The following is a 25,062-nucleotide window of genomic DNA, read 5'->3' on the forward strand; positions in this document are numbered from 1 at the left end:
GCAAAACGCAGAATATGGACATCTCCCGAGTCCCATTTGAAATGCTGATACCTTCCCTGAGATAACCGGGGTAACCTGGCTTCGTGCAATTGGGTGAAGATCGTTTCGGCACGATCAACTCATTGACGAGAACAGAGCGGCCGACTAGAGTGCGAAGAACTGCCCATGGGGCGCGCGGAGCATCGAACCTGGGGGTCCGGTTCCGCAATTGAACTTCTGGTTGTCTCAAAGGGGGATGATGACCATCATGAGCTCCACAGCACCTCATCTGGAAGCGATTAATAGGTAAGCGCGCATAGCCGGCGGCAAAACCGCCGGCTATGACGACGTCTATCCGAAGGTCCGGATTGAGCTCGACGGTGCGATACCGCGTTTCGCAACACCGAAATCTGGGTTCGCGCTGGCCAAACAAGGAGTCAGATGACCGTCCACGTTCTGGGACCAGTCGAAATAACCAAGCATGGCACACCGGTACCGGTCAGACGACGGAAACAACGCCTGCTGATCGCCCTCCTCGCCACCAGAGCCAACAAACTCGTCCCGTTATCGCGGATCATCGATGTGTTGTGGGAGCATGACGTCCCGAAGGCGGCACGCAACCAGGTGCACGTGCACGTCGCGGCCGTGCGCCGCGCGCTCACCGCGAGCGACGGAGATCCGGCGGCGGTGGAGACTTGCCCTACCGGCTACATGCTGCGTTCGCCGGCCGCCGACGTGGATCTCGTCCGGTTCGACAACGCTGTGGCCGGTGGCGAGTCTGCGCTGGCCACCGGCCACCTGACCGAGGCGGACCGCCTGTTCCGCACGGCGCTCGCAACCTGGCGGGGAACGCCGCTCGACGGGCTCGACGGCCGGTTCGCCCATGCCGAGGCGGCGCGGCTGGAGGAGCGGCGGCTGCTCGTGGTCGAACACCGGCTGGACGTCGGGCTGGCGCTCGGCCGGTTCGCGGACCTCGTGCCCGAGCTGGCCGGATTGTTCACGGCCAACCCGTTGCACGAGGGTTTCCTTCGCCGCTACATGCTCGCACTGTACGGCGCGGGCCGGTCTGCCGACGCGCTCGCGGCCTTCCGGGACGGCCGGCGCGTGCTCGGCGACGAGCTGGGCATCGAGCCGACCAGGGAGCTGCGGAACACCGAAGTGGCGATCCTGCGGGGCACGCCGATCGAGCAGTTGGTGGGCGAGTTGCTGCCGGCTGCCCACCGGGACGTGCGGACCGAGTGGGGCCCACGACCACGGCCACGGCAGCTGCCTGCCCAGGTCAACCATTTCGTGGGTCGTACTCAGGTGCTCGCCCGGCTCGACGAGCTGGCGGTTCGGCACCGCAGACCGGTGCTCGTGACAGGGCCCAGCGGGATCGGGAAGACGGCAGTGTGCACGCGATGGGCGCACAGCAACGCCGGCGAGTTCGCCGACGGCGCGCTGTACATCGACCTGCGTGGGTCCGGGCCGTCGCCGGTCGAGCCGGCCGAGGCGCTTGGCCGGCTCCTTCGTGCACTCGGCACCCCGACACCTCGGATCCCTTCCGACGTCAACGAGGCGGCCGCCGACTACCGCTCGCTGCTCGCGTCGACACGCACACTGATCCTGCTGGACGACGCGGCGTCGGCTGCACAGGTGCGGCCGCTGCTGCCGGGCACGCCATCCTGCCGGGCGATCGTGACCAGCCGCCACAGGCTCGACGACCTGACGGTGCTCGACGGGGTGGAACCTATCCGGCTCGACGCGCTGTCCGCCGCGGAGGCGAGGGACCTGCTCGGGGCGATCGCCGGTCGGCGTCGGCTGGACGACGAGCCGGCCGGGAGCATCGCCCGGCTGGCGGCCGTCTGCGAATACCGGCCAACAGCGCTGCGGGTGGTCGCACTCCAACTCGCCGAGCGACCTGACCTGCGCATCGCCGACTACCTCACCGAACTGCTCGCCACCGAGTTACCACCCGCCGAGGACGCGTACTCGGTCGATCGCTGACACTGCCGACGCGCGTTCAGGCGACGAACGCGCCGAAGTCGATCTGCGGCACCTGCTCATCGGCGTCGGTGCCGCTGAGCAGGCACACCGCGGCGATGACCCCGGGCAACACGGCGCCGGTGACGGTCCTTCGAACATGGCAGAACTCGACTGCGGTGCTGTACGTCCGGTCGGCTCGCACCGGACGCACAGCGCCACGGGCCGGGCCGGCAACCGGCCTTCGAGCCCAGGCCTACAGGCACCACAACACCGCCGAACGAACCTTCAGGGCATCAGGCGCTCGCGCACGCTCCGGGGTCGGATATCCCGCCACACTTGCTCGATGTAGGCGACGCACTCGTCCTCGGTGCCGGACCTGCCGACCTCGTGCCAACCGACCGGGATCTTCCTGCCACTCGGCCAGATCGAGTACTGCTCCTCGTCGTTGACGACGACTACATGGGTCAACTCGCCCCTCCTGGTGCCACGTGACGGTTCAGCCGGCCGGCTGAACCGTCAGGGTCGGCCACGATGCGCCTGAGCGCGTTCAGCATCAGCCCGGACGCCGACTCGGCCAAGGCGTGCCCGCCGTGGCCCGCGCCGACGCGGACGGACAGGTCCCACTCCGGGGCCGTCGGCCGTCGCGCCACCGTCACCGAGAGTGGGAACCCGTTGCGGTCGCCGAACCACCACTCGTGCGCACGGATTGCCCGCAACCCGCCGAGCACGTCGTAGGCGCGGAAGTCGGCGTAGTTGAACAGCACGTCGGGTGCCCCGAACCCGGTCACCGACCGCAGTTTGGCCGGTGGGAAGTGGCGGTGCCGCAGGTAGGCCCGCTCGGCGGCGAACGCGGCGCTGACCAGCGAGCGCCACGAGCCGTCCGGCAGCTCCAGCCGCAGCGGGAGAGTGTTGACGAACATGCCGACCACGGTGTCGGCGCCGATGTGCTCCGGCCGGCCGTTCGTCACGAGTCCGGTGAGCACGTCAGCCGTCCCAGTGAGCTCGCCCAGCGCCCAGAGGTGGGCGGCGAGGTAGACGGACTTCGGCGGCACGCCGGACTGAACTGCGAGCCGGCGCACCTCCGCGGTCAGCGACGCGTCCACAGGCACTGTCAGCAGCGCCTCCTCGCCCGCGCCGCTGTCCGCCCACAGTGGAGTCGGCTGGTAGCCGTCGAGCAAAGTGGTCCAGTAGGCGGCCGTGTCCGGGTCGGCGGCGGCCTTTCGTTCCAATGCGACGAAATCGCGGTAGCGCGCCGCAGCCGGGGCGGCAAGCGGGGCGCCCTCGCCCAGCTCGTGGTCGTAGGCCTGGAGGAGGTCGGCCATGACAACCGCGAAGCTCCAACCGTCGACCACCGAGTGGTGCACTGACAGCGCGAGGTGCCACGCACCGTCCGGGTGGCGCAGGACGTGGCACCGGGCGAGCGGCGCCACGGTCAGGTCGAACGGCCGCCGCCACTGGCCGGCCCACCACCGCTGGAGCGCTTCGTCGGGATCGGCGGCGTCGGGCGCGTCGAGCACGGTCAGCGGGATCGGCGCGCCTGCGTGCACTATCTGCACCGGCTCCAGGTAGCCGACCAGGTCGAAGGACGTACGCAGCAGTTCGTGGCGGGCCGAGGTCGCGTCCAAGGCGCGGCGCAGCGCGACCTCGTCGAGCGGTCCCGACAGTCGCACCGCGCTCACGTCGTGGTACAGCGTGGGATCGTCGTTGATCTCGTACTCGTAGATGAGCCCCATCTGCAGGAACGCGGCCGGGTACACCCTGTCTTCAGCAGTGCCGGTCGCGGTGTCGGTGGCATCGCTGGTGATGCCATCCACTTCGCCGTCCAACCCGGCCGCGACCAGTCCGGCGATCGTGGGGTGCTGGAACAGGCTGTGCACGCTGATCGCGATGTGCTCCTCGCGAGCCTGGGACACGACACGGATCGCGGTCATGGAATCGCCGCCGAGCGTGAAGAAGTCGTCGTCTGGGCCGACCCTCTCGACGCCGAGCACCCCGGCCCAGATACCGGCGAGCACGTCGGCCGGACCGCCAGTCATGTCCGCTCTGGACGGCTGGATCCGGTGTGCCGCCTGCCGGTCCCGCAGCGCCTCGCGGTCGAGCTTTCCGTTGGCGGTCAGCGGAAGCGCGTCGAGCGCCGTGACGGTCGACGGGATGAGGTGCGCGGGCAATCGTTCGGCGAGCGCGGCCCGCAACCGGCGCGGGTCGATCTCGGCACCGGGGGCGGCCACCACGAAACCGGCCAGGTACGCCTCGCCGTCCTGATCGTGGTGGAGCACGACGGCGGCGGCACTCACCCCGGACAGCGCGGTGAGCGCGGCCTCGATTTCGGCGGGCTCGACCCGGAACCCGCGGAACTGGACCTGATCGTCCACGCGACCGAGGAACGCCAACTCACCGTCCCGCAGGGCCGCGAGGTCACCGGTGCGGTAACGGCGCGCGCCCGGAGGTCCGGCCGGATCGGGCACGAACCGCCGAGCGGTTAGTCCGGGACGGCCGAGGTAACCGCCCGCGACGCCGGCGCCGCCGACGTATGCCTCGCCGGGCTCGCCGGGTGGCACGGTGTGGAGGTCCGGGTCGAGGAGGCCGACCTCCAGGTCGTCGAGCGGCACCCCGATGGGGCTGCCCTGGCCGGCGGCATCCGCGCGGGTGAGCGGCCGCACGGTGACGTGCACCGTGGTCTCGGTGATGCCATACATGTTGATCAGGCGCGGCGTGGTGTCGCCAAAGCGGTCGAACCACGGCAGCAACATGGCCGGTTCCAGCGCCTCGCCGCCGAACACGACCAACCGCAGCGCGGTACCCGGCCAGCCGGCCGCCTCGGCGGCCCGGATCAGCTGCCGGAAGGCCGACGGGGTCTGGCTCAGCACGGTGACCTGTTGTTCGATCAGAAGCCGCCAGAACGCTTCCGGGTCACGGCTGGTCTCGTAGGGCACCACGACGACGCGGCCGCCGTGCAGCAGCGCGCCCCACAGCTCCCACACGGAGAAGTCGAACGCGTAGGAGTGGAACAGCGTCCAGGTATCGCTCGCGGTGACTCCGAACTTCGCGCGGGTCACCGCGAACAGCCGGGTCACGTTGGCGTGGCTGACCACGACGCCTTTGGGTGTGCCGGTGGAGCCGGAGGTGTGGATGACGTACGCGGTGTTGTCCGGCCAAGCCGCCGCAGCCGCGGGCTCGGCAGGCGTGACGGCGGTGTGGTCGTCGAGAGCAACGAACGGCACGCCAGGGACCAGGTCCGCGAACCGGCGGTGCCCGACGACGACCGGGCAGCGGCAGTCGGCGAGCACGAACTCAAGCCGGTTGGCCGGGTAGCGCGGATCGAGCGGTACGTAGCCGCCGCCGGCCTTGAGCACCCCGAGGACGGCAACGACGAGGTCGACGTTCCGGTCAGCACACAGGCCGACGAGCACCTCGGGCCCCACACCGGCGGCACGCAGCCGGCCCGCGAGCCGGTCCGCCGCCTCGTCGAGCTGGCGGTAGGTGAGTTCACGCCGCCCATCGGTAACGGCGATCCGGTCCGGCGTGCGCTCCGCCTGTGCGGCGAACAGCTCGTGCAGGCAGTCCCCGGTGGCTACCGGGGATGCGGACACGCTTCGCTGAACCCGTTCGCGATCAGTCATCGCACCCGCCCTGGTGTGATCGGCGCTGGTTGTCATCTGACCGGCGACCTCCGTACCGAGTCCACGTTCGTCCGCAGTGTTGCCTCAGCCTCCGGCACTGCCCTGAACGGTGTGCCGAACACCGGCGTCCGGGGATCGTCGACCAGCTCGGCCAGGGCCCGCAGGCACTCGTCGAGCAGGCTTTCCGCGCTGTCATCGGTAAAGAGATCTGCCGCGTACTCAAGGTCGAGCACGAGCCGGTCGGGGCGGCGGTAGGCCTGCAGGTTGAGGTCGTACCGGGTGGTACCCGGGTTGCACAGCTCGACCGAGATCTCCAGTCCGCCTCTGGCGAACTCGTAGAACTCCAAGTCCTGGTAAGCGAATACCGCGTCGAAGATCGGGTTGCGGGCTGGGTCGCGCGGGATGCCCATCCGCTTCGCCAGCCGCTCGACCGGGAAGTCCGGGTAGGACAGTGCGGCGCACCGGCGGCCGTCCAGCTGCCGGAGCAGGTCACCGAGTCCGGTGTCGCCGGCCAGTTGTGCCCGCAGCGCCACCATGTTCGCGAACATGCCGACCACCTGTTCCAGGTCGGGATGGGCGGTGCGCCCGCTCGTCGGGGTGCCGACCACGAGGTCGAGGTGCCCGGTGCGCCGGGCGATCGCCGTGACGTACGCGGTGAGCACGGCTGTGAACGGCGTCGTGTCGGCTTGCCGGGCGGCCTGCTCGACCCTGGCGAGGTCCTCGGCGGGCAGCTCGCGGCGGACGACCGCGCCTCGCGTCGCACGCCGCGTTCCACGTGGGCGGTCGAGGGCCAGGTCCGAGCCGGCCGCCCCAGCCAGCTCGGCGAGCCAGAATTCTTCGGCGGCCGGGTCGTCACCCTGGTCGTGGCACCACTGCGCGGCACCGGCGAAGGTCGTCGGCGGAGTGGGTGGCTCGTCACCCAGATAGAGGTCGAGCAGCTCGGAGACCAGCACTCGCAGAGAGACGCCATCGAGCACGATGTGGTGCGCGTCCAGGTACAGGTCATGTGTGTCGGGCCCGGCGGGAACCAGCAGCGCGCGCAGCAGTGGTGGCCGGTCGAGCCGGAACGGCCGCACGAACCGGCCGAGCACGTCACGCACCGGCCCGTCGAGCACCTCGCAGTCCGCCTCGGCACCGGCCACCGCGACCTGGCGCACCCCGCCGTCGGCGAACACGAAGCTCATCCGCAACGCGTCGTGCCGATCGACGAGCGCCCGCAGCGCTTGCCTCATCCGGAGCGGTTCGACAGGGCCGCGCAGCCGTAGCCGCACCGGCACGTTGTAGACGACCGAGTCCGGAGCGGCCGCCCAATGCGCGTAGAGCCCAAGCTGGCGTGGGTGCAGGTGCACCTGCGTGCCCTGCACCGGCAGGGAAATCGGCGGAGCGTACCCCGTTGTGGCGCCGGCCAGGGCTGCGGTCATCCCCGCGAGCGTGCGGGCTTGGATCGCGTCGGCGAACCCCAGCCTGACCCCGAGCCGGCGGTCCAGCCTACCCAGCAACGCGCCGAGCTTGATGGAGTTGCCGCCGATCGCCAGGAACGCGTCGTCCGAGCCGATCGTGTCCGGTGGCAGGCCGAGCACCTCGCCCCACAGCGCGGCGAGCCGGCTCTCCGCCTCGGTGTGCCGTGCCCCGGTACGGGTGACGCCGGAAGCGGGCAACTTCGTGCCATCGACCTTTCCGTTGGCGTTCAACGGAAGTCGGTCGAGCCACACGAACTGGTCCGGCAGCAGGTAGCTCGGCAGGACCGACGCGAGCTCCGCCCGGACGTTCGCCTCGTCAGTGCCCGGCGCGACCACGTAGGCGACGAGTCGCTTGTCCTGCACGGTGGTGCCGACCGGGCGAACGTGCGCGTCACGGACTCCCGGCAAGGCGAGCAGAGCCGCGGTCACCTCAGCGGTCTCGATGCGGTGGCCACGGATCTTCACCTGGCCGTCGGCGCGGCCGTGGAAGTGCAGCAGGCCGTCGCGGTCCTGGTGCGCGAAGTCGCCGGTGCGGTAGTACCGCTCGCCGTCGATGTGCACGAAGCGCTCTGCCGTCAGTTCGGGTTTGTTGAGGTAGCCGCGTGCGATCCCGAGCCCGCCGGTGTAGATCTCACCGACCACGCCCGGCGGCACCGGCTCACGGTTGTCGTCCAGCACCAGCACGGTGGTGTCGGTGATCGGCCTGCCGATGGGGATCGGCCCGTCGTGCTCGGTGTCGATCCGGTAGAGCGTGGTGAAGACGGTGTTCTCGGTCGGCCCGTATCCATTGTGGACGGCAAGGCGCGGGCAGTGCTCGCGCACCAGGTCGACGTGCCGCGCGGACACCACATCGCCGCCGGTGAACACCTTCGTCAGCGGCGCGAAGATCGTCGGGTCCTCGTCGACGAGCTGGTTGAACAGCGGCGCGGTCACCCACGCGAAGGTAATCCGGTGCTCGCGGAGCGCCGCGGCGAACCGGGTGGAGACGACCACGGTCGAGGTCTCGACGACGCACAGCCGGGCGCCGTTGAGCAACGCGCCCCAGATCTCCATCGTCGCGGCGTCGAATTCGAGCGGGTTGGCATGCAGCACGTGGTCGTCCGGGGAGAAGGCGAGAAAATGCGGTTCGCGGGCGAGCCGGCAGATTCCCGCGTGCTCAACCAGCACACCCTTCGGCTTTCCGGTACTCCCCGAAGTGAAGAGCACGTGCGCGAGCGGAGATCGCTCGTCCAGCGGAGGCGGCGCCGCGAAACCGTCCACCTCGGTACTGCTCCCCCACGCCTCGACCCGGGCGAGGTCGACCACCTCTACACCGGCTGGCGCCGCCGCGGCGACAACACCCACCGCGGCCGCATCGGCGACGACGAGCCCGACCCCACTGTCAGCGAGCAACTCGCCGATCCTTCGTCCGGGAGTGGTCGGGCTGATCGGCACATACGCCCCGCCGGCGAGCACGATCCCGACCGTGGCAACCACGGCGTCCACCCCACGGGCGAACGACATGCCGACCAACGTCTCACGCCGCACGCCGAGCCGCGCGAGCCCACCGGCCACTGCCACGGCCCTCGTCGCCAACTGGTGGTAGGTGAGCGTGGTGTCACCACAAATCGCTACAGCATCCGGCCGCTGACGGACATGCTCGAGAAAGCACTCGTCGAGACGGAGCGAAACCACGGATCCCCCTGTCTCCGGCAACATGTCGAAGTATCGGGACAGTGCGGCTGCGAATCCCTGAACACCGCGCTGAACACCCGATTCCCCGCCCGAGCCTTGCTGCTCCTAAGACCACATCTCATTTGGGTTGTCGTGGGTCAGCGGGTCCAAGCTTGACGGCTCGGCGGTAGCAGATGACCGCGCAGCTTGTCCGGTCGACGCCGGGGCCGCCCGACAGGTCCCCTGACCGGCGCGACGGCGTCGACCACGGTCTCCGACTCCAGGTGATCGTTGCGGTTGGCGGCGGAGACGACGACGGTCAGCGGGATGCCGCCCCGCTCGCTCATCGCGTGGATCTTCGAGCCGGGCTTGCCCGGTCCACCGGGCTGTGCCCGGTCAGATCTCCCCTTTGACCGCGCGGACGGCGGGGGCGATTTCTTCGGCGTAGCGGTGGATGGAGTCGGAGACGGCGGCACGGGGCAGGCCGCCCCAGTCGATCTGGCCGAGGAACCGGTCCAAGCCGAGGGTTTGGTGGGCGTCGAGGATCTTCTCGATGAACTGCTCGCTGGAGCCGATCATGATGGCGTTGCCGCGCCGGGTTCCGGCGTCGAACTGGGCCTGGTTGACCACGAACCCGCGCCCGCCAGGGGTCTTGGGACGCAGGTACTCGCTTGTTTCGGCCACTAGTGGAGGGGGTGCTCCACTTCTACCGCACCCTAACACATGAAGTGGAGCGCCTATTCCACATAGCGTAGGCTGTCGGCATGACGAAGGACGGGGACGACAACCGGGCGTCGGTCCCTGGTGGACGAGGTCTGCGGGCCGACGCACAGCGCAACCGCGAGCGTGTGGTCGAGGCCGCGCGGGAGGTGTTCGCCCAGCACGGGCTCGATGCCTCCATGAACGAGATCGCCCGGCGCGCCGGTGTGGGCATCGCCACCCTGCTACGTCGCTTCCCGACCCGCGACGACCTGATCGCCGCGACGTTCGCCGAGAAGGTGCGGGCCTACTCGGAGGCCATCGACGAAGCCCTCGCCGACCCGGACCCGTGGCACGGCTTCTGCGCCTTCATCGAACGCGTCTGCCAGATGCAGGCCGACGACCGCGGCTTCGCCGACGTCCTCACCATGACGTTTCCCACCGCCAAAGCCCTCGAAGCCGAGCGCGACCGCGCCGCCAACGCACTCACCGAACTGATCGAACACGCGAAAACATCGGGCCGACTACGCCGCGACTTCGCCCACCAGGACGTGGCCCTGATCCTCATGGCCAACGCCGGCGTGGTCACCGCCACCCGCGACGCCGCCCCCGACGCGTGGCGCCGCCTCGTCGGCTACCTCATCCAGTCCTTCGCCGCCGAGGCCGCCCAGCCCCTCGTGGACCCGCCCACCCGGGCCCAGATGTACCGAGCGCTCATCCGTCTGCCACAAACACCGCGATAGCGCGGTGCCCCCCAGTTGTGCGGTGGGCTACCAGCGCCAACTGCGCAATCCCGCCCCACGTGGGCGTTACGCATCGCCGCAGGTCACAGTGCAGCGCAGAATTTCGACACCCCGCAGGGACACCACACGGTCTGGCACGTCGCCGGCCCCACCGGATCATTCGCCGCCGAACACCGCACCAACGCCTGGCGCACGACCCTGCAGGACGCCGGCCGCCCCGTCCCGCCCGTCGAACTGGGCGACTGGACGGCCGAATCGGGCTACCGGGCCGGCCTGCGACTGGCCGAAGAACCCCGCTGCACCGCCGTCTTCGCCGCCAACGACCAGATGGCCCTGGGCCTGCTGCGCGCCTTCCACGAACACGGCCTTCACGTGCCCCGCGACGTGAGCGTGATCGGATTCGACGACATCCCCGACGCCGGTTCCTACATCCCACCGCTGACCACGATCCGCCAGGACTTCGCCGAGGTCGGGCGACGCTGCGTCCAACGCCTGCTCCACCAGATCCGCCACCACGCGACCGAACCCGGCACGACCCTGATACCCACCCGACTGGTCATGCGCCACAGCACGGCACCGCCTCGCCGCGTTCTTTGACGCAGATGGAGGGCCGTCGTCGACGAGTTCCGCCAACGCTGTGGGCTGTGCCGGTGCCCCGTCGGACGCTGGTGGCCGATCAACCGGTCGCGTGCGCGACCACGTCGACACCGACGAACTCGATCTGTGCGGTATCGAACATCGCGGCGACCGCGCCACCACCGGCTACCGCCGCAGCTTGACACGATCATTCAGATTCCCTTGCTCCGTACGCCCCCACGACGTAGCCGCAGTGTGAAGGCGCCCAGTGGTTGCTTATCCAGGTGTCGGCAACCCCTGGCTACGCGACTCGTGATCACGCACATTGGTGGAGTGAACCTCGTCGAGCTGGGAGCTTTCCTCAAGTCGCGCCGGGACCGGATCCGGCCTGCGGATGTCGGCCTGCCTGTTGGTCCGCGGCGGCGGGTGTCCGGGCTGCGCCGTGATGAGGTGGCACAGTTGGCCGGCGCCTCGGTCGATTACTACATCGAGCTTGAGCGCGGGGCCGGGGCCCAGCCGTCCGAGCAGATGCTGGCGGCGCTCGCCCGGGCGCTGCGGCTCAGCCGTGACGAGCGCGACCACCTCTTCTACCTGGCCGGCCGCCCAGTGCCCGCGCACGGCGGCCCGGCCGACCACGTCCATCCCGGCATGCTCGACCTGCTGCACCGGCTGGACGGTACCCCGGCTCAGGTGGTCACTGATCTGCGCGTCACGTTGGTGCAGAACCCGTTGGCGGCCGCGCTGCTCGGCCCGGCACCGCCCCCGACCGGGTGGACGGCGGGCTTTCTGTACCGGTGGTTCACCGACCCGGCGTCGCGGGCGATCTACCCCGTCGAGGACCACGACGACCACGCCCGCGCGTTCGTCGCCGACCTCCGCGCGGCGATGGCGCGCCGTGGTGGCGACGACTCCGAGGTGGGCGCACTGATCGCGGAACTCACCGCACGCAGCCCCGAGTTCACGGAGCACTGGACGCGTCACGACGTCGCGTTCCGCCGCCACGACCGCAAGCGCCTGGTGCATCCCGAACTCGGGCTGCTGGAGGTGAACTGCCTCAACCTGTTCAGCGAGGACGGCAAGCAGCGGTTGCTGTGGTTCACCCCGGCGGTCGGCACCGACTCGGTCGCAAAACTCGAGATGCTGGCCGTCGTGGGAACCCAGACGTTGCGGTGAAGCCAACGGCCTCTGAACGCAGCGTCCCGGCGAGAGACGGTGCGCTTCCTGTTCACCAGCACAGAGCTGACAGCTGTGTCCTCTATGTCCTTGACGTGCCGGCGATCCCCGGTGAAACCCTGGTCGCCCTGATCGAAGAGGCCCCATGACCAAGTACGTGCCAACGCTACGGTGGACCGCTGCCGCCCTGATTGTCCTGTCTCTCACCGGCCTGACCACCGAGGAGGTGGCACCTGCCCCGGCATCACTGGTGGCGGCATCGTCGTCGGCCGGTCAGTCGTCGTCCAACTCGCACTCGCGCACGCCGGACCTCAACGCCGCCCCCGACGTGATCGCCACCGACATCCAGATGCCGTGGGGCATGGCTTCCCTGCCCGGCGGCGACGCCCTGATCACCGAACGACAGACAAGCCGCATTCTGCGCATCGGGCCCGGCCACGAGCCCGAGCCCGTCCGCACCATTCCCGACGTGTACATCCCAGGTGGTGATGGCGGGCTGCTCGGCCTGGATCTCTCCCCCCGTTTTGCCCAGGACAAACTGGTATACGTGTACTACACCGCCGTCGGCGGCGAGTCTCGGATCGCCCGGTTCAAACTCGACTCCGACGAACCGCTAGAGGTCATCCTGGCCTTCACCCGCGGGGAGAATCACAGTGGCGGGCGCCTCAAGTTCGGCCCGGACGGCATGCTGTACGCCACCGTCGGTGATGGCCGCAACCCCGAAAATGCGCAGGACCTGACCAACCTCAACGGCAAGATCTTACGTGTCACCCCGAACGGTCGGCCGGCGCCGGGCAACCCGTTTCCCCACTCGCCCATCTGGAGCTACGGCCACCGCAACCTGGAGGGCCTCGCCTGGGACGCCCAGGGCCGGATGTACTCCTCCGAGTTCGGCGAGGACGCCGTCGACGAGATCAACCTGATCCGGCCCGGCCGCAACTACGGCTGGCCGATGGTGGAAGGCACCGGGGACACCGACAACGGCCGCCTCACCAATCCGCTGATCACCTTTCCCACCGCCGACGCCGGCCCTTCGGGCATCGCCATCTCCGGCAACACGCTCTACATGGCCGGCCTGACCGGCCAACGGCTGTACACCATGCCGCTCGTCAAAGGCCGCATCGGTGAGCCGAAGGTGTACTTCCCCGGAGCCTACGGTCGTTTGCGGACCGTGGAGATCGCCCCCGACGGCGCGCTCTGGCTCACCACGTCCAACCACCCGCGTCAGCCCCGCGAGGGCGACGATCGCGTCCTGCGGTTCCCCACGCGCTGACAAGAGTCCGCGGCCCGCAAGCCGAACAGCAGGCTGTCGTCTCCCTGTCGGCTTGTCATCAACGCGACCGGCGCCCGGTTTCAGGGGCCACGATGTGTGTACGAACCCACCACCAATCCCAGGAGACCTGCCGTGACAGCTGATTCGGAGTACAAGCGGCGAACCGTGCTGAAGGCCGGAAGTGCCGCCGTCACCGCAACCTTGGTCGCCACGCCCGCGGCAACGCCCGCAGCAGCGGCGCAGACCGAGTCGTCATCTGTGGACATAACATTGCGAGTCAACGGCCGTGACCACCGGCTGGCGGTCGAACCTCGCGTGACCTTGCTGGACGCCTTACGCGAGCGCCTTGACCTCACCGGAACCAAGAAGGGCTGTGACCGTGGTGAATGCGGCGCATGCACGGTGTTGGTCGACGGGCGCCGGATCAAGTCCTGCCTGACTCTCGCAGTGATGCGCCAGAACGCCGAGATCACCACGATCGAAGGCCTGGCACGGGACGACCGGCTGCACCCGCTGCAGGAGGCGTTCATCCGGCGGGACGCGTTCCAATGCGGAGGGTGTACGCCCGGTCAGATCATGTCCGGTGTCGCCTGCATTTCCGAGGGGCACACCCGTTCGGCGGACGAGATCCGCGAGTGGATGAGCGGGAACCTGTGCCGCTGCGCGTGCTACCCGAACATTGTCGACGCCATCCAGGACGCGGCGAAATGAAGAACTTCACGTACGCCGCGCCTCGGAACGTCGCCGATGCGGTGCGACTGGCCGGACAACCCGACGCACGGTTCATCGCGGGTGGAACGGACCTGCTGAACCTGATGAAGGACGGCGCCCAAAGCCACGGCGCGATCATCGACATCAACGGTCTGGCGCTGGGCGACATCGTCCAGCGCAACGGCGTGATCCGGATCGGCGCGTTGGCCCGGATGAGCGACGTCGCCGCGCATCCTGCTGTCCGCAGGTCCTTGCCCGTCGTGTCGGAGGCATTGCTGAATTCCGCGTCCCCGCAGATCCGGAACATGGCCGCGGTCGGCGGCAACGTCTTGCAGCGGACCCGATGCGGGTACTTCCGCGACAGCGGGACCACGTGCAACAAGAAGGCTCCCGGCAGCGGCTGCCCCGCGCTCGAAGGTGAGAACCGCGGCCACGCGGTCCTTGGCGGCAGCGATCACTGCATCGCCGTGCACCCGTCCGACCTGGCTGTGGCCTTGCTGGCAGTGGATGCCGTCGTGCTGACCGACCGCAGGCGGATCCCGTTCGCCGATTTCCACGTCGTTCCCGGCACCACCCCGGATCAGGAGACCGTACTCGGGCACGGCGAGCTGATCACCGGGTTCGAGATCCCCGTGACCCCGCTCGCGGCCAGGTCGAGGTACCTGAAACTGCGTGACCGCGCGACGTTCGAGTTCGCAGTCGTGGCCGTTGCCGCAGCGTTGAACATGCGCGGCAACACTGTCCGAGACGTCCGGCTGACATTTGGTGGCGTGGCCACAAAGCCTTGGCGTTCACCGGAAGCCGAAGACGCGTTGCGCGGAAAGCCGCTCACCACAACGACAATCACTGAAGCGGGACGCGCGTTGGTCCGCGGTGCGGTCACCCGTGACCACAATGCGTTCAAAGTGGACCTCGTCCAACGCGCGCTCGATGGTCTGCTACGAGACTTGGGAGGTGTGCGATGACTGTCGGACAGCCTGTCGAACGCGTCGACGGACGTGCGAAGGTCACCGGCGACGCCCGGTACGCCGCCGACCGCACGCTGCCCGGAATGCTGTACTCCTACCTGGTGATGGGCACGATCGCTCGCGGCCGGGTCACGTCCGTGGACACCGCCGCCGCACGCGCGGTCCCCGGCGTCGTCGAGGTGTTCACGCACGAGAACGCGCCTCGGCTGACCAGCGACCAGCACTTCATGCCATTGCAGGGAACCCAGATCCATTACAACGGACAGATCGTGGCCATCACGGTCGCCACGACACCTGAGCAGGCGCAGGAAGCCGCCGAGCTCGTGCGCGTCACGTACGCTCCGGAAACCCCGAAAGCGGTCATCGCCGACGCGTTGACCGAGGTCTACCTGCCCGCGAACCAGGAAGTGATCGTCGGCGATCCCACGGCAGGCCTGGCCGCGGCCGAGGTCACGGTCACGCAGAACTACTCAAGCCCGCCACACCACCACAATCCGATCGAGCCACATGCGACAGTCGCGCAGTGGGACGGTGATCACTTGACCGTGCACGAGACGAGTCAGGGCGTCGTCAACGCGCAACGCACCTTTGCCAGCGCTTTTGCCATCCCACAGACCAATGTCCGGGTGCTGGCGCCGTATCTGGGCGGCGGGTTCGGCGGCAAGTCACCGGTGTGGCCGCACTCGCTGCTCAACGCCGCGATCGCCCGGCAGCTCGGGCGGCCCGCCAAGATGGTGCTCACGCGGGCCCAGATGTACTCGATCGTCAGTCACCGCGCCGAGTTCCGGCAACAGGTCACCTTGGGCGCCAAACGGGACGGCACACTCACCGCACTGGTGCACCTCAGCACCCAGCAGCTTTCCCGGACCAGCGAGAACATGTACAGCCACAGCATTTCCAGCAGGATGCTCTACGCATGCCCGAACATCCACACCCGGCAGCAAGGAGTCCGCCTCGACGTTCCGACCTCGCGGTTCATGCGCTCACCGCAGATGGCCTCCCACTTCGGACTGGAGACCGCGCTGGACGAGCTGAGCTACCAGCTCGGTATCGACCCGGTCGAGCTGCGCAGGCGCAATTACACCGACGTGAACCCGACCACCGGGGAGCGCTTCTCGAGCAGATTCCTGCTCGACTGCTACAAGCTCGGCGCCGACGCTTTCGGTTGGTCCCGGCGCAATCCGAAGCCGGGTTCCACGAGGGACGGTCACGAGTTCGTCGGGTGGGGCATGGCGACCGAAGCACACGACCACAACGCCAACCCGTCTTCGGCAATGGTCAGGATGGCGGCGGACGGCACCGTGCTGAGCCAGACGGCCACGCAGGACATCGGAACGGGCACGTACACGGTGTTCACGCAGGTCGTCGCCGATGCTCTCGGTGTGCCGCTGAACCAGGTCAAGGTCGAACTCGGCGATACGAACTTCCCACCTGCGGCGTTGTCGGCCGGGTCGGGGACGATCGCCAGCGTCACCGGCGCGGTCAACGCGGCCGCTTTGGCCGTGCGGACCGCCGTCGTCCAGCTCGCTGTGTCGAATCCCGCGTCACCGCTGCACGGCCTGCCCGCTGAGCAGATCATCACGCAGCACGGGTACCTGTTCTCACCGGACCGTTCCCGCCGCGAAAGCTATCGAGCGGTCATGGCACGGCATGGCGCGCCGGTGCAGAACACCAGCTCCATGACCAACGCCAGGGGCTACTCCACGGGGGCGGTCTTCGTCGAAGTCCGGGTCGATCCGCGCTACGGCCGAGTCCGCGTGACCCGCGGAGTCGGCGCGTACGACGCGGGCCGCGTGATGAACCACAAGACCGCAGGCAGCCAAGTCATCGGCGGATTCACTTGGGGCATCGGTAATGCGTTGATGGAACACACCGTACTCGACCGCCGGACCGCACGGGTGGTCAACCCGAACCTGTCGACGTACTTGCTTGCCGTGAACGCGGATGTGCCGGATATCCAGGCGATCTTCGTGAACAAGCCAGACCCGGTCAGTACGGCCCTCGGGGCCAGGGGCTTCGGCGAAACACCGATCACCGGCGTGCCCGCGGCGATCGGCAACGCGATCTTCCACGCCACCGGCCGCCGGATCCGTGACCTCCCCTTCACCCAGGACAAACTGCTGTAATCACCCGATCGTGTTCAGCTCCGATGGCGCCTATCCCGTCGGTGTGAGCCTCGACGGCGCGGTCCGACGGTGGGACACCACGCCGTACCGCGATCCGGCGAAGACCATCGGCGACCGGGGTGGCACCGTCCAAGCAGCGGCGGGAGCGCTACAGCCCGAGCGAACGACACCCACACGCGTGTGGTTGGCACTCCAGTCGTAACTTCGCGAGTTGAAGACTGAGCCCTTTCCAACCTGGTTGTTGATGCGGCGAGTTGGGATGAGGGCTGAGTGTGAGAAGCGGTGGAGCTCCGTTTCCTGTCCGGTCTGCTGACCGCACGACGGCGTAAGCGGGGCACGCGGTGGCGTCGGCTTCCAGCGGACCGTCAGGCGCTGCTCGTCCTAGCCCATCTGCGGTGCGGGCACACCTATGCCCAGCTCGCGGCCGGGTTCGGCTTCGGTGATGTACCACGGTCTACCGGTACATCACCGAAGCCATCGAGGTCCTGGCGGCCCTGGCCCCGGACATCACTGCCGCCAGCCGCACGACCAGTGGGAAGGCGTTCGTAATCCTGGGCGGGACGCTGCTGCCGATCGACCGGATCGCGGCCTGAGGCTGTAGGAGTTCACCGCTTCTCCCACACGGGTTCCGATGGCAGGCCGAGTTGTGCGCGAGCGCGGTCGGTGAGCTCCTGCACCAGCGTCGTCTTCGCTCGCGCATATCCACCCGATGCCGTGCCGGCGACGACGATCGCCCGCTTGAGCTGCGCGTATCGGGCCGCGTCCTCTGGATGGGCGCGCAGGTAGTCCCGGAAGATCCGCTGGTTGCGGGTAGGCCAACTCTCCAGGCTCACCACGTGCAGGACATGGCTTCGGACGCCACTGTCTGCGCGGACGTACAGCAGCCGGTCAGTCATCCCGTTGTCGTGCGGGTGGAAGCCGAGGCCGGCGAGCGCCGCCTGGTGGGGTCGAGCGTGCGTGAGGTCGTGGACGGCGGCCATCAGGTCGATGACGGGCTTGGCCGCCAGTCCCGGGACAGCGGTGGAGCCGATGTGCTCGATCTCCACGAACAGCCCGGGTGCCGCTGCCCGGAGAGCATCAATCGCGGTAGCGGCCTGCCGCGGCCAGTCGGGGTCGTAGTCGGCTACATGGATGCTGCTGGGCTCCGACACGGCCGTCATCCTGCGTCAACGCACGCTGCGATGTCCACCGAACTTCCACCCCGGCCACCGCTCCCGTCCCCAACGACCAGAGGTTGGAAAGGGCTCAGTGTCGGATTCGGGGCGAGTCGTTTGTAGAACAGGTGAGAGGCTGCCGGAGGAGAACGTCGGGACAAGGGAGTCATGGGATGACGCGGTACTTGATCTCGTTCGGTGTCGGCGCGATGGACCACATCCCTGACGAGGAGATGCCCGACGTGGGCAAGGCCTCGCACGCGGTGGTCCAGGAGGCCGTGAACGCCGGCGTGTGGGTGTTCGGCGCCGGACTGGAAAGCCAGGGGGCGACCGTCGTGGCCACGGACGGGACGGTCACCGACGACCCTTACCCGAAGACCAAGGAGATCATTGGCGGGTTCTCGGTCGTCGACGTGGCCTCACGCGAGGAGGCGCTGGCGTGGGCTGCCAAGATCGCCGTCGCTTGCCGCTGTGCGCAAGAGGTCCGGCAGCTCCTGCCCGACCCCGAACAAGAAGCGATGCTCCGCCGGTCGGCAGGCGATGGTGACGTCCCGACGATGTCCGATCGAGGGAGACCCGCCACGCTGGAGCAAGACTTGCCCGGCCACGGTTGACGACGCGGGTCTGCGCATCGACCTGAGCCGGGGACGAGGTCGCCACCCGCTACGTCCACATCCTGTGAAGATCTCCAGGTACTCGAAGATCGCGTTGGCCAACTCGATGCGGGTGCGCCGGCGTTGATGGTCCAGCCGTTGATGGTCCAGCAGCTCGACGGCCACAGCAGACGCGAAGCCCGCCGTCTCCGGCGGGCTTCGCGCTGGGGCTCTGGCATCGAGTTCGGCCAGTCGTCAGCGGGGTGACGCGGCCCTGCTGTGCGTCACACGCGGACCCAACGCTGGTTGGCGTTGCCGTGACAGGTCCACACGATCACCGGCGTGCCGTTAGCGGTGCCGTTGTTGTTCACGTCCAGGCACAGCCCGGTCTGCACGTTGCTGATCGTGCCGTTGCTGTTCAGTGTCCACTGCTGGTTCGTGCCACCGTTGCAGTACCACAACTGGACCTTCGCGCCGGCTGCGGCGTTGGGCGCCGTCTCCAGGCAGTTGCCGAGTAGCTGCAACATGTTGCCGCTGCGGGTGAACAGCTGCTGGGCCGCACCGTTGCAGTCCCAGAGGGCCGGCTGGGTGCCGTTGGTCGACGCCCCCTTCGGGGAGTCCACGCAACGGCCCGCCGACTCGCTGCGCAGCGAGAAGGGCACCGGCGCCGGTGCCAGGCCGCCGCCGCTGACCCGGAAGACCGCCGTGCCGTGCGCGGGAACACTGGCCGAGATCGCGCCGCTGGTGGGCGAGGTCGCTCCGGTCCACAGGTCGCGCAGCGTGAACGAGGTGCCGGTCTTGCCGATCGCTGCGGCCGTGGTCGAGATCGTCGTCGTGGCCGAGCCCTGGTTGAGCAGCGCGACCGCGATGTCGCCGTTGGCCAGACGCTTGGCGATCACCCGCCGGGTGCCGTCGTTCGACACCTGCGTGGCCTGCAGGCCGAGCGGGTCCTGGTTGACCGCGATCAGGTCGGCGTTCTTCAGAACGGCGAGCGTGGCGGCCGACGCGCTCCGCACGTCGTTGCCCGCGATCAGCGGCGCGGCCATCATCGCCCACATGGCGAAATGGCTGCGCTGCTCGGTCTCCGTCATGCCGTCGTTGCCGACCTCCAGCATGTCCGGGTCGTTGAACCCGCCCGGCTGGGCATAGGGCGCCAACGGCACGTTGACGTTGATGATGTTCTGCACGCCCATGAACGAGCTGCCGTCACTGCCGGTGTCCCACCGGTTGGTGATGTCCTCGGTGGTCCGCCACATGTGCGCGACGTCGCCCCAGTCGCGCAACGGTCCCGTCTTCTCGTGAATGCTGTTCGAGTTGATGCTGTAGACGATCGGCCGACCGGTGGCCGCCAGGGCGTCGCGCATCTTGGCGAACGCCGCCACCTGCTCCGCCATCGTGCCCGTCGGCGAGCACCAGTCGTACTTGAGGAAGTCGACTCCCCATGCGGCGAACTGCCGGGCGTCCTGCTCCTCGTGTCCCCTGCTGCCGGTGGCACCCGGAAACGAGTTGAAGTACTGCGCGCACGTCTTGTCCACCGGCACCTGGTAGATACCGAACTTCAAGCCCTTGCTGTGGATGTAGTCGCCGAGCGCCTTCATCCCGCTCGGGAACCGGGTGGGATGCGCCTGCAGGTTCCCCTGAGCATCACGGTTGGGGTTGAACCAGCAGTCGTCCACCACGACGTACTTGTAGCCCTGTGTAGCCATCCCGTTGCTGACCAGCGCATCGACGGTCTGCCGGATCAACGTCTCGGAGATGTTGCAGCCGAAGGTGTTCCAGGTGTTCCACCCCATCGGCGGCGTGCGGGCCACCCCGTTCTCCAACGCTTGCGCCTGGGGTCCGACCACCGCTGTGGTCGCCCCGGCCAGCAGCAGGCAGGCGGCCGACAGCATCGCTGTGACCCGGCTACGCCTGAACGATGATCTCCCCCACCTCGTGTTAGCGCTAACAATCGGGCGCAAGGCAGTGAGCCGCGACATCCGGCGACGACGACGGACGGGATCGGGCATTTCTCAGCTCCTACAGGGCTTTCGATGTTGTTCGATGTTGTTCGATCAAGTTGGTTGAACGTTCCATGGCGTAGTGTGGCCCGTGAAGCGGACGTAAGCAAGAGTCGATGCCCCACTGTCTCGCCGGGGCTGCAGTCGACGTGTTGGCCTGGAGTGAGCCGTTGTACGAGGCGTTGCGCACCGACGCGGTCGATCCGCTGACGTTGAGCGTGCCGTTCCAGACCTGGGTGACGGTCTGGCCGCTGCCCAGGGTCCACTCGACGTTCCAGCCGTTGACGGCCGTGTTGCCCTCGTTCGACGCCGTCCTCGGTGATGCCGATGTCCAAGTCGTGAAGATCCCCCACGCTGCCCCAGAGCAAACAGCCACGCCGAACGGTTCGTCGGCACCGTCAGACGCGAGGTCACCGACCGACTGTTCATCATCAACGAACGCCACATGAAGTCAGTGCTGGACCGCTACGTCTCGCACTACAACCACCGCAGACCTCATCGAGCCCGACAGCTCACGCCACGACGACCGGACCACCCAATTCCACAGTCGAACCACACGGCGGTACGTCGCCGACCAGTCATCGGCGGCCTGATCAACGAGTACGAACCCGCAGCGGCCTAACGTTTGAGGACCTCAGTTCTTCGAGGCGAACAACGCCGCGACCTGGGTCCGCGACGTGAAGCCCAACTTGGCCAGGATGTGCTCCACGTGCGTGTCCACGGTCCGCCGCGCGATCACCAGTTGCGCCGCGATGTCCTTGTTGGTCTTCCCCTCCGTCACCAACTGGGCGATCTCCCGCTCCCGGGGCGTCAGCGGCAGATACTCCTCCACCCGCGCGGACGAGTCGGGTTCGTCCCGCAGCTCCAGGGCGTACTTGACCGCCTGATCGAAGTCGAGCCCGTGCCCCTCGTCGAACAGCGCGTCGAAGACGGACTCGCCCAGGATCTCCCGAGCCTTCGCCTCGTAGTCGGCATCCCATCGCAGCAGTGGTCTGATCCCTGCCATGTGCGCCCCTTGCACTGCGGACACCGCGCGGGACGCGCCCATCAGCCGGGCGGCGCGTTCGTTCTTCCCTTCCTCGAGTGCGGCCCAGGCCAGGAACCCGATGCCCGCGTGGATGCCGTGCAGGTCCTCCAAGGCGTGCTTGCGCCGAAGCCCGTCCTTGATCAGCTCCACGGCGTCGGAGAGACGGCCGTCCAATACCGCGGCCAGGCCCAGGAACAGCAGACACCAAGCCTGCTCCATCTGTTCGCCCGCGTCGGCACACAGCCGCCTGCTCTCCTCGAGCGCTTCAACGGCGCGGTCCAGCTGGCGTGCACACAGCCGGGCGAGGCCGAGGTTGAGCAGCGCCGCGGCCAGGAACGGGTTCACCCGCGGCAGCTCGCGCTCCAGACCGATGCGTTCCTCGATGCCCTCCTCGATGGAGGCGATCCCTTTCTCGACCTGTCCGAGGAACGTTTCGGCGAGCCCGCGGATGCGGATGGCCCTGACGATGCTCGCCCTGTCGCCGAGCTGGTGCGCCAGCTTCAGGCACTCGTCGAGGAGCTCCAGTCCCAGCGGTGCCGCACCATCGGTGATCGCCAGATGGGCGTAGACCCACAGCGCCGACACCCGCTCCGGGCTCGGTTCGGGGTCCGCCGCCAGCAGCCGGTCCAGCCACAGCCGGCCCTCGTCGTGCCGGCCGCACCCGAACCAGAACGCCCACAGCGATCTCGCGATGCGCAGCCCCACCCGCACCATGCCGGGCTCGTGCAGGCAGAAATCCAGTGCCGCCCGGATGTTGGCCTGCTCGGTCAGCGTCTCCCACAGCAGCGCCTGCTGGTCCGGACCGAACCAGCTCGCGGCCACCTCGGCGGCCAGGCCGGCGATGAAGTCGCGGTGGGCGAGCCTCGTGTCCCGCTCCTCGCCGAACTCCCGCAGCCGCTCCCGCCCGTACCCGCGGATCGTCTCCAGCATGTGGTAGCGGGAGCCGTCGAAGGTCACGATCGACTTGTCGATCAGCTCCGCCAAGGCGTTGTGCACATCGTCCGTCGTCAGCCCGTTCCCGGTGCAGACCGCCTTGATCGCGTCCATGTCGGCGCCGCCCGCGAACACCGACATGCGCGCCCACAGCTTCCGTGCGGCCGGGGAGCAGAACTCGTAGCTGTAGTCGACGGTCGCGCGCAGCGTCTGGTGGCGGGCCGGCGCCGTCCGGCTGCCCTTCGTCAACAGCTGGAAGCGGTTTTCCTCGCGGGAGAGGAGGGCTTTGACCGAGAGCACCCTGCTTCGTACCGCGGCCAGTTCGATGGCCAGCGGCAACCCGTCCAGCCTGCGGCACAGTGTCGCCACCGCGTAGTGCTCGTCGTCGCTGAGCGACATGCCGGGGTTGAGCGCGCTCGCCCTGTCCAGGAACAGCGTCACGGCGTCATAGCGGCCGAGTTCACGCGTGTCGACCGTCGCGTCCGACGTCGGCACCGACAGCGGCGGCACCGGGAACAGCGCCTCACCGGCCACCCGCAGCGACTCGCGACTGGTGGCGAGGATGCGCACGTTCCGGCATCGGCCCAGCAGCTCGCCCACGAACTGCGCACACGCGTCGACCAGGTGCTCGCAGTTGTCGAGGACGAGCAACACGTGCTGGTCCGCGATGTGCTCGACCAGCTCCGCGGTCCCCGTCCCCACACGGCCGCCACTGCGCATCACCGACATCACCGTGGCGGCCAGCAGCTCGGGATCGGCAAGATCGGCAAGCGAGACCAGCCAGACACCACCGTCGAACACACCCCGCACCTGGCGCGCGACGTGCAGGGCCAGGCGCGTCTTGCCGACACCGCCCGTGCCGACCAGGGTCACCAGCCGCGATGCCGAGATCAACCGCTTGACCTCGGCCATCTCCGCCCGACGACCTATCAGCCGGGTCAAGTCCGCAGGGAGGTTGTCATCCTGTCGCCGCGCCACCGCCACCTTCCATCCATGCACCCAACCGGGATGTCGGTGACACCCAGGGTACGCCGACCGGCATTCAGTTCTTCGAGGCGAACAACGCCGCGAACTGCGTCCGCGAGGTGAAACCCGTCTTGGTCAGGATGTGCTCCCCGTGGGTGTCCACGGTCCGCCGCGCGGCGGTCGCGGTCGTCGGTCCAGGAATACGGCAGGTGCATCTCCGGGTCGACCAGCCCCGTCCTGCGATTCCTCAACGGTGACCCGCTGACCAAGGAGTCAGAAGTGGAAGACGGTGGCGGCGAACCTGCCCGGCGTGACGGGTACGCACGACGTGTACATCACGTTCAGCAGCGAACCCAGCCGCGTATGTGAGCGTGGACTGGATCAAGTTTTCCTAGAAGGTCTATCGGGCGGCAAACGCCGCTAAACGCGCCCTGGGCAGGGTGCTCGACGCCGCCGCGTTCACCGTCACCCTCTTCCCGACGGTCAAACCGAAACTCACCCCGACCGAGGTGGTGACGCTGGTGGGCATGGCGGCCGACGGGACGCCTGCGCCGGGGTTCACCGTGCGAGACCAAGGCGGGTCGGCCGAATGCTTCTCGGCATCGATCGCGGTCGTCGGGGACGACCTCGTGTCGTGCTCACCCAGCGCCGCGGGCGCGGACGTGTGCTGGGTGGGACCCGACCGGCGCGACCTCGTGTGCGATGGGATGCCATGGGAGAAGACGATCACCCTGACCCGGTCCGACGCCCCCGTGCCACCTGCGACCAAGGTCGCCAACCCGACGCCGTGGGGTCTGGAGTTGGCCAACGGGGCGAAGTGCAGGCTGCGCAACGGCGGTTCCTGGGACGGCCGCGCCGACGACTACGTCGGCGCCTACTACTGCCCTGATCACGAACCGGTGCTCGTCAAGGCCAGCAACGAAGCCACCATCGACACTCCGGCCCCATGTGGACGGTGTTGGTCGGCCCGTTGGGCAGGGCCGATGAGCAGTTCCCACCTCCTGAGCGCGTCACCGTGACCGTCGCCTACTTCGCCGGATGAACCGCAGCCCCGCGTCCGGGAGCACCCTGGTGGCGGCACAGTCACCGCGACACCGTCGAACACTGCCGGAGAGCACTTGACGAGGCGACCACACGGGCCGGGGCGCAAGACGACAGACCGGGGCGCAAGGTGGTGACGGCGAAGTCGAGGTCGATGCGGCCTGCGCCCGCACGGTAGAGCAGCCCGCCAGCCACGCTTCATCACCGCCCACGTGCGGCCTCGGCACGGCCACCACCGCCGTGATCGACCATGCCCTCCTCCTTTCCGGCGACGGCGGTTCCAGTCCACCGGGCCTGGGGCACGGATCTGCTTCGAGGACGAGGCGGGTCACACGCTACGGCCGCCGAAAGCCCGGACCTGGGCACCTCGCGGCCAGACCCCGGTGATTCCGGTGTCAGGCA

The 25,062-nt window shown here is 68.4% G+C and carries 20 protein-coding genes and 2 pseudogenes; 12 read left to right on the top strand and 10 right to left on the bottom strand.

Annotation, left to right across the window (positions count from 1 at the left end):
* The first annotated feature begins 420 nt into the window (after positions 1-420).
* Positions 421-1,965 carry an AfsR/SARP family transcriptional regulator gene (locus tag ALI22I_RS06730; protein WP_077004631.1) on the top strand — a complete coding sequence of 515 codons (1,545 nt, stop codon included), beginning with the start codon at positions 421-423 and terminating at the stop codon, positions 1,963-1,965.
* A gap of 16 nt (positions 1,966-1,981) precedes the next feature.
* On the opposite strand, the gene ALI22I_RS50495 is transcribed toward ALI22I_RS06730, so the two are convergent.
* From ALI22I_RS50495 to ALI22I_RS06755, 6 genes are all read right to left on the bottom strand, one after another.
* Positions 1,982-2,146, bottom strand: coding sequence for a hypothetical protein (locus ALI22I_RS50495; RefSeq protein ID WP_179118129.1), 165 nt, complete (start codon positions 2,144-2,146; stop codon positions 1,982-1,984).
* An 83-nt stretch (positions 2,147-2,229) separates the two neighbouring features.
* A complete protein-coding gene (locus tag ALI22I_RS06735) occupies positions 2,230-2,412 on the bottom strand; it encodes an MbtH family protein (RefSeq protein ID WP_077004632.1) in 183 nt (60 codons plus the stop codon).
* The gene (locus ALI22I_RS06740) at positions 2,409-5,534 is read right to left on the bottom strand and encodes a non-ribosomal peptide synthetase (RefSeq protein ID WP_077004633.1); all 3,126 of its coding nucleotides are present in this window, start codon (positions 5,532-5,534) and stop codon (positions 2,409-2,411) included. The genes ALI22I_RS06735 and ALI22I_RS06740 overlap by 4 nt, the downstream gene beginning before the upstream one ends.
* Positions 5,535-5,596: 62 nt before the next feature.
* Positions 5,597-8,722: a non-ribosomal peptide synthetase gene (locus ALI22I_RS06745; RefSeq protein WP_083751491.1), complete on the bottom strand. Its 3,126-nt coding sequence runs from the start codon at positions 8,720-8,722 to the stop codon at positions 5,597-5,599.
* Between the two features lie 113 nt (positions 8,723-8,835).
* Positions 8,836-9,024, bottom strand: a complete 189-nt coding sequence (locus tag ALI22I_RS06750; RefSeq protein ID WP_083751492.1) for a hypothetical protein — start codon at positions 9,022-9,024, stop codon at positions 8,836-8,838.
* A gap of 49 nt (positions 9,025-9,073) precedes the next feature.
* Complete coding sequence (locus ALI22I_RS06755) at positions 9,074-9,361, bottom strand: hypothetical protein (protein ID WP_202970806.1); 288 nt, start codon at positions 9,359-9,361, stop codon at positions 9,074-9,076.
* An 80-nt stretch (positions 9,362-9,441) separates the two neighbouring features.
* Here ALI22I_RS06755 and ALI22I_RS06760 point away from each other — a divergent pair, with 80 nt between their 5' ends.
* From ALI22I_RS06760 to ALI22I_RS06800, 8 genes and pseudogenes are all read left to right on the top strand, one after another.
* Positions 9,442-10,119 (top strand): TetR/AcrR family transcriptional regulator, encoded by a 678-nt coding sequence (locus tag ALI22I_RS06760; protein ID WP_077004635.1) that lies wholly within the window; start codon positions 9,442-9,444, stop codon positions 10,117-10,119.
* Positions 10,120-10,134: 15 nt separating this feature from the next.
* Positions 10,135-10,716, top strand: coding sequence for a substrate-binding domain-containing protein (locus ALI22I_RS06765; protein ID WP_143532010.1), 582 nt, complete (start codon positions 10,135-10,137; stop codon positions 10,714-10,716).
* Between the two features lie 312 nt (positions 10,717-11,028).
* Positions 11,029-11,868 carry a helix-turn-helix transcriptional regulator gene (locus tag ALI22I_RS06770; protein WP_143532011.1) on the top strand — a complete coding sequence of 280 codons (840 nt, stop codon included), beginning with the start codon at positions 11,029-11,031 and terminating at the stop codon, positions 11,866-11,868.
* A gap of 145 nt (positions 11,869-12,013) precedes the next feature.
* Positions 12,014-13,141, top strand: a complete 1,128-nt coding sequence (locus ALI22I_RS06775) for a PQQ-dependent sugar dehydrogenase (RefSeq protein ID WP_083751493.1) — start codon at positions 12,014-12,016, stop codon at positions 13,139-13,141.
* Between the two features lie 96 nt (positions 13,142-13,237).
* The gene (locus tag ALI22I_RS06780) at positions 13,238-13,852 is read left to right on the top strand and encodes a (2Fe-2S)-binding protein (RefSeq protein WP_338013468.1); all 615 of its coding nucleotides are present in this window, start codon (positions 13,238-13,240) and stop codon (positions 13,850-13,852) included.
* Positions 13,849-14,817, top strand: coding sequence for an FAD binding domain-containing protein (locus ALI22I_RS06785; RefSeq protein ID WP_077004637.1), 969 nt, complete (start codon positions 13,849-13,851; stop codon positions 14,815-14,817). Before ALI22I_RS06780 ends, ALI22I_RS06785 begins: the two co-directional genes overlap by 4 nt.
* A complete protein-coding gene (locus tag ALI22I_RS06790) occupies positions 14,814-16,946 on the top strand; it encodes a xanthine dehydrogenase family protein molybdopterin-binding subunit (RefSeq protein WP_077004638.1) in 2,133 nt (710 codons plus the stop codon). Before ALI22I_RS06785 ends, ALI22I_RS06790 begins: the two co-directional genes overlap by 4 nt.
* Positions 16,947-17,228: 282 nt before the next feature.
* Positions 17,229-17,536: pseudogene (locus tag ALI22I_RS06800) on the top strand (helix-turn-helix domain-containing protein); the annotation flags it as partial.
* A 15-nt stretch (positions 17,537-17,551) separates the two neighbouring features.
* Here the strand turns inward: ALI22I_RS06800 and ALI22I_RS06805 are convergent.
* On the bottom strand, positions 17,552-18,097 hold the full coding sequence (locus ALI22I_RS06805; RefSeq protein ID WP_202970808.1) for a GrpB family protein: 546 nt from the start codon (positions 18,095-18,097) through the stop codon (positions 17,552-17,554).
* Between the two features lie 176 nt (positions 18,098-18,273).
* On the opposite strand from ALI22I_RS06805, the gene ALI22I_RS06810 reads away from it, so the two are divergent.
* On the top strand, positions 18,274-18,714 hold the full coding sequence (locus tag ALI22I_RS06810) for a YciI family protein (protein ID WP_083751494.1): 441 nt from the start codon (positions 18,274-18,276) through the stop codon (positions 18,712-18,714).
* A 263-nt stretch (positions 18,715-18,977) separates the two neighbouring features.
* Here ALI22I_RS06810 and ALI22I_RS06815 read toward each other — a convergent pair whose 3' ends face one another.
* Positions 18,978-20,585 carry a glycoside hydrolase family 27 protein gene (locus ALI22I_RS06815; protein ID WP_077004641.1) on the bottom strand — a complete coding sequence of 536 codons (1,608 nt, stop codon included), beginning with the start codon at positions 20,583-20,585 and terminating at the stop codon, positions 18,978-18,980.
* Between the two features lie 127 nt (positions 20,586-20,712).
* Positions 20,713-21,138, bottom strand: a complete 426-nt coding sequence (locus ALI22I_RS06820) for a cellulose binding domain-containing protein (RefSeq protein WP_077004642.1) — start codon at positions 21,136-21,138, stop codon at positions 20,713-20,715.
* On the opposite strand from ALI22I_RS06820, the pseudogene ALI22I_RS48795 reads away from it, so the two are divergent.
* A pseudogene (locus ALI22I_RS48795) lies at positions 21,100-21,315 on the top strand (integrase core domain-containing protein); the annotation flags it as partial. The gene ALI22I_RS06820 and the pseudogene ALI22I_RS48795 sit on opposite strands and share 39 nt — an antisense overlap.
* 12 nt (positions 21,316-21,327) lie before the next feature.
* Here ALI22I_RS48795 and ALI22I_RS06830 read toward each other — a convergent pair.
* Positions 21,328-23,595, bottom strand: a complete 2,268-nt coding sequence (locus ALI22I_RS06830; protein ID WP_202970810.1) for an ATP-binding protein — start codon at positions 23,593-23,595, stop codon at positions 21,328-21,330.
* 464 nt (positions 23,596-24,059) lie between these two features.
* Between ALI22I_RS06830 and ALI22I_RS06835 the strand changes: the two genes are divergently transcribed.
* The gene (locus tag ALI22I_RS06835; RefSeq protein WP_077004645.1) at positions 24,060-24,638 is read left to right on the top strand and encodes a hypothetical protein; all 579 of its coding nucleotides are present in this window, start codon (positions 24,060-24,062) and stop codon (positions 24,636-24,638) included.
* The last annotated feature ends 424 nt before the right edge of the window (positions 24,639-25,062 follow it).

Source organism: Saccharothrix sp. ALI-22-I (assembly GCF_001984175.1).
GTDB lineage: Bacteria > Actinomycetota > Actinomycetes > Mycobacteriales > Pseudonocardiaceae > Actinosynnema.